The organism is Coxiella endosymbiont of Ornithodoros amblus, from assembly GCF_019425495.1.
Taxonomy (GTDB): Bacteria; Pseudomonadota; Gammaproteobacteria; order Coxiellales; family Coxiellaceae; genus Coxiella.
The window spans coordinates 1-5,761 of record NZ_VFIV01000073.1; the positions used below are offsets into that span (position 1 = coordinate 1).

Consider the following 5,761-nt stretch of genomic DNA (forward strand, 5'->3'; position numbering starts at 1 on the left):
ATACGTATGGAGCAAAGGCAATTTTTGAATGACGCCGGCCGAAACGAAACCATAGTTATTGACATAAAGATACTGAAGAGTAGAAAACAATATCAATTCAAATAATACTGCAAATCCACGGCAGATCTTGCTTTCATCTTACCGCAGGATTTCGAGAAATATGCTCGTGAAACGCAGATTAAATACATTGAGCATTTATTTTAGCAGGTTTCCCACCAGTTAGGAGAACGATTTTGATTTTAAAAGGTCACTTCATTTTCGTTCTAGGGAATTAATGCTGGTGCTGGAATTACTCAAAAAAGCCAATATCCAATATAATTACTACTATTACTACTATTATTTAGTTTAGTAGGGAGCTTCTCTCGGTGCTCAAGCAAACCCTAAGCAATTTAAATTAATCATGTTAGATGTTGCATCTAACCCAGGCTTTAGGAACCACCAGTGAAGCTTGGATTTTAACCCAAGAAAAGGCTTTCATTAATAAAAGCGGATTGCAGAGGCAGAGCAGTTGGTCAAGAACTACTGGTTTACGCTAACCTCTGTCAGCAACAACAATTATTTTATTGGCATCGACAAGAGTGAAGTAGCCAAGCGGAAGTGGATTATCTAAATCAGTCAAAATGCACACGTTATTCCAATAGAGGTGAAGGCGGAAAAGGGAAGCACCTTAAAAAAGTATGCAGATTTTCTTAAATCGACATTCTTAAACGCCCTACGGTATTCGTTTCTCAACGCACAATTATTCTGTCTTTGAAAAGATCTATTCATACCCTTTACGCTGTGTCAGCAAAATTGCTTTAACACTGCCTCTTTAGTCTTTGATTGCCCAGTGGCATAATTAAGTGCTCGTTTCTGGGCTAAGAGATTGTTTTTCAGAGAAGGATTCATGGCGGATAAAATTGACATTCCTCTTTATGAAAAGGCGCACATTGTAGTCTATGGGGATGTAATGCTGGATCGCTATTGGTATGGACAAGCTTCACGAATCTCTCCCGAAGCGCCTATTCCCGTTGTTAACGTTGATCAGATAGAAGCGCGTCCCGGCGGGGCAGCGAACGTGGCGTTGAACGTAGCTGCCTTGGGCGCTTCAGTAGAATTGATGGGGGTTGTGGGGGACGATCGGGAATCCAGAGAGCTTAAGACGTTGCTGAATAAAAAGTCTATTAACTGGCACTTTCACCGGCTCAACAACTATCCAACGGTGACTAAACTGCGTGTGCTGGGACAAAATCAACAGCTTTTGCGATTAGATTTTGAAAAAGCGTTAAAACATTATGAAGACAAAGGCTTGTTGCAGCGCTATCAACATTTACTCTCTCATGCACAAGCCATTATTTTATCCGATTATGCTAAAGGTGCGTTATTTAACGCCACTACACTTATCCAACGGGCACGTGAAAAGGGGCTTCCTGTCTTAGTCGATCCCAAATCAGTTGATTTCAGCTGTTACGCGGGAGCTACGCTTTTAACGCCTAACCTAAAAGAATTTGAGGCGGTGGCGGGTCATTGCCAAACGGACCAAGAGTTGGAGTCCAAAGCGCGCGCTTTAATTCACCAATATCGTTTTGAAGCTATCCTTATCACCCGCGGAAAACAAGGGATGATGTTAATTCAGAAAGAAGGGACGGCCATTAATTTAGTAGCCCATGCGCGTGAAGTGTACGATGTCACTGGAGCGGGCGATACAGTGATTGCAGTAATGGCAGCTTCTTTAGCAGCCGGGGGTGATTTTTACGAAGCGGCCCAGCTCGCCAATTTGGCAGCCGGTTTAGTGGTACGGAAACTCGGTGCGGCGACAGTGACGGTTCCGGAATTGCGCCGTGCATTACGCCAAATAAACGTTTTTCATCATGGGATTTTATCTGAAAAAGCACTGCTATTAGCAGTAGCAGATGCCCGCGCTCACGGCGAGATAATTGTTATGACTAACGGTTGCTTTGATATTTTACATGCCGGTCACGTTCACTATTTAGAAGCGGCCAAGGCGATGGGCCACCGTTTAATTGTAGCTGTCAACGATGACAATTCGGTAAGGCGCTTAAAAGGAAAAGGCCGGCCTATTAATTCATTACAAGCGCGCATGGAAGTCTTAACCGCGTTACGTGCCATCGATTGGGCAGTGCCATTTTCAGAAGATACGCCTGCGCGTTTAATTACTGAAGTGTTACCAAATATTTTAGTAAAAGGCGGCGATTACCAACTCAACCAAATCGCAGGTGGTGATGTAGTTGTTAAAAATGGCGGGAAAGTACTGGCTATTCCAATTAATGAGGGCTTTTCGACTTCGCGTCTGGTTGAAAAGATGGCTAATTAAGCGGTTATCTTATTTTAGTCTACTTTACTCTACTCTACTCTACTCTACTCCTTAAGTCAATGCCCTATTATTAAACCCTTAACGCACCGAAATGTCTGGTATGGTTGGTTACGCACCGCTTTGGTTTGTAGGTAAATATTTGCGATCAGTAAATCAAGGCCTGCTAACATTTTTCCAGATTGTTTTAGTTCTGCTTTTTTCAGCAAATTGATAAGAGACTTTTCCGCAAAATGGTCAACTTCCTCAATAAGCCCATCACTTTCGCTAAATTTGTTTTTTATGTGTTGAATTTAGGGCACCAAATAATAATTCAGTATGGTTAATAATCGTTGTGCCTAATCGTCTAAAGGAGTTTCAGCTATTTTTAGAAAGTACGCTTCCTCTACCTTTCAGAAAATAAATGAGGATATCTGTGTCTAAGATATATTTCACGGCCCAATGTCCTTATGGTCTTTGTTATAACCTGTATTCTTGAATGACTTTTTAATTTGATTCGCCTCTTCTTCGCTGAAAACACCTGGAAACTCGATTAAATCCGATTGGGAGCGGATTTGTCTTTTCGTATAACAATTGATGGCTCTCTCTAAGATATCTGTTTTCAATAAATGCAATTTTTTAGAAAGAACGGGTAATCGCGTAATTGTTCGGTTACTGAACCTAAAACTCATGGCTTGCTTCATAAGTACCCAGCTGTATTATTTTGTATATACATATTTTGATATAAATGAATAATATTGTAAATACAGCTGGCTGAGTGAATGCATCCAGCAAACTTAAAATTTATCCAGGCTTCTACTTTTTGTAGGTCAAGTTAAGATAATAATTATACTGCCCAGCCGGTGTTATATTACTGATAGTTAAATGGGTGCAGTTTGGGGGCGTGCTGTTGGCGAAATTTAACTAACTGTAAGGACCGTCGATAAATGGTAAAAGGAGAAACATGCTGTTGAGCTAAAGTGGTTAGACTTATACCCAGTAAAATTCCATGAGGAATAGAGGTTTTTTTAATATACTCCTTGAAAATTGATGAATAACGACAATGATATCGATCAAGTTTAAAGAAAAAAACTCCGGGGTTTTTTTATTCTGAAAAACCCGTTTGTGTACAGGGTTGCCTTAAGTGATGGAGGATTTCCGAGCACGAACTTGTTTCGTGCCAGTGATTAAAAACAGGGAAATAAATCCCCGGGGATTTATTTCCCTGTTTGGTCAATCAATATTTAAGTCAGTAGTGGTATTCGTTTGTAAATCCATTTTCGTCCCTTGGAGCGCCATTAACGAAAGGGTGGCCAGGAGGTGTTCATTGTCGAGATGATTGCGTTCGTTCAAGCTGACTTTCAATTTCCGTGAGAATCAAGACTTGTTCGCGTGCTACCACCACCGGAGATGCGGTTTTCATTTGCTTAAAAAGCGGGACTATTAATACGTTGGTAGCGATATAATTTTCGACTTGCAGTGGACTTGCGTACCCTTTAGGTAAATTTGGATCGTCTGACATACCCACTTTAGCGTCCAACCCTTTAAGTGGCACACATTCGTTAAGTTAAGGTATTGAAATTGTCTATGGCTATTGTTTTGTCGCTATTAAAGAGCGCACAGCTAATTGGAATTTTTGGTAAGCGGGATTATTCAAAAACGATTTCAACTTATCAGTGCGTTTTTCAGCACTCAGTTTATTAAGGTTGTTTTAAGCTCACTGAAATGAATATTATCGGTTAACGATTGGTATGGTTTTGTCAAATATTGTAAATACGTAGTGGCTGCCCGCTGTTGATCCGACTTATAAGCAGAGAGTGCGAATAAAGAATCAAAATTAAAGTAATTATCGTAAAGCGAACTGGGTTTGGAACGCCATAGGTACTGGCTAAAGGGTCTTCTGCATCGGTTAAATTAAAGCGTATCACTGGCAGGAATAGCGGTCGTCAAATTAGGAATCAGGTTTTTTCAGTTTTTAGTAGTAGCTGCCATTTGCGGGTCGCTTAATTGGTTGGCGTTAATGACTTGTTTTGGAAATTGCAAAAGAGTTCCAGAAATTTGATTTTCTGTATTAGTATCCGTGTTGTTTTTGACTGTTTGTAAAGCGTTACTTTTTTTCAACATCAGCTCGCAAAGCAAGGTCGAGATTTTTATCTAATTAATATTTCATATTGCTGATGCTTTTTTACTGGCAATTGCCCAGCGCTTGAACTTCAAGACCAACTTCTTTAATCGCCTTTATAACGCCGCTCATGGGATCAACGTCCGCCATCGCTGATGTTGAGGCCACACCTAACAAGAAAAGAAGCAATTCAAGTACGCGAAATTTTTTCATAAATAAACCCTTTTTTAAAACCAGTGGATATTAGACGAATCCTGTTTTTTTGTTTGGGTTTATTGGGGCTGAACCACTGCTGGCGAAGGCGCATTGGCTGCGGAACTGACTATCGGTATCGCTGTAGTTGGGAGTTTTGGTGTTGCTGAAAATCCACCGCTGTAAGGAGCTGCGCTGCTGACAGAATCACCTTTCAAATTATAAAAATAGGCACTGATAAAACTCCGAGTAGATAATAACGCTGAACAATGATCTAGCGAGATACTGCTGCATGTACTTGCCAATGCACAATTACTTAAAGTATCAGCGATAGTGGAAGCAAGCGACTGATTATAGGAGACCATTGAGTATCGGAGTAACTTAAATAATTAGCACAATCCGCAGTGGGCGTATTATCGGCGAAAGAAAACGAAGAAGCTGCTGACAAAATGGCCGCCGTTCCTCTATGTTCCTCTATTATAAAGATATTTATTCATAAACCACCTTCTTCAAGAGTTTGTAAAATTAATTTAAAACGGTCCGGTGTAAAAACTTCGCCTAGTAGCCCCAATCGTTCAAATACCAAGTTGCGTTTTAGAAAAATGCCGGCGGTATCTGTTTCAGATTTTGATATTTCTTCAGTGTGCATGAGCACTTTCGAAGCAGTCTCGGGATAGGCTGTGTCTAAACATATCAATAAACGCAGGCCGCGCCCGGTCTTATCTTAAGGTGAGTGACTAAATTAATCATCGCATTTTCTTTCTGTAGATCAATATTGCCGATATCTTCAAGGGTCTGGCCTAGCTCTTTCAAATCAATTTTTAATCTCAGGATTGCCGTCCTCGTCCAATCTTCCACGGCCCTCCATGAAGGAGATAACGCGGTAGATAATAGGGTCTTTGTAATCTCGCCAAAATTAATGAACGACTTTATTCGACAGATCTGGCATAACTTCTCCGCTATTTAGCCTTTTTAAGAGAATAGCCCACCAACCTTAACGAAATATTAAGCTTCCATTAAAGCGCAATTGTTCTCTCCATACACGAAGGAAAGCGATGAGTTTGTTTCCTGAGCAGGTGGAATTAATGGAAAGGCTTGTTTTAATTGAAGCAATTGATTATTGGGTTGAAAATAATTTCCCTTACATTTTCTAAGCC

The 5,761-nt window shown here is 40.5% G+C and carries 1 protein-coding gene and 4 pseudogenes; 2 read left to right on the top strand and 3 right to left on the bottom strand.

Annotated elements, in window-relative coordinates; translation table 11 throughout:
* Positions 1-719 precede the first annotated feature (719 nt).
* Together FIV31_RS07115 and hldE are read left to right on the top strand one after the other, a co-directional pair.
* Positions 720-815, top strand: coding sequence for a hypothetical protein (locus FIV31_RS07115; RefSeq protein ID WP_280124288.1), 96 nt, complete (start codon positions 720-722; stop codon positions 813-815).
* 7 nt (positions 816-822) lie between these two features.
* Positions 823-2,314: pseudogene (gene hldE, locus FIV31_RS07120) on the top strand (bifunctional D-glycero-beta-D-manno-heptose-7-phosphate kinase/D-glycero-beta-D-manno-heptose 1-phosphate adenylyltransferase HldE).
* Positions 2,315-3,507: 1,193 nt separating this feature from the next.
* Here hldE and FIV31_RS07125 read toward each other — a convergent pair.
* The 3 pseudogenes from FIV31_RS07125 to icmW form a co-directional block, all read right to left on the bottom strand.
* Positions 3,508-4,625 (bottom strand): annotated as a pseudogene (locus FIV31_RS07125) (phosphoesterase).
* Positions 4,626-4,684: 59 nt separating this feature from the next.
* A pseudogene (locus FIV31_RS07130) lies at positions 4,685-5,085 on the bottom strand (hypothetical protein).
* A 12-nt stretch (positions 5,086-5,097) separates the two neighbouring features.
* Positions 5,098-5,496 (bottom strand): annotated as a pseudogene (gene icmW / locus FIV31_RS07135) (type IVB secretion system protein IcmW).
* Between the last annotated feature and the right edge of the window lie 265 nt (positions 5,497-5,761).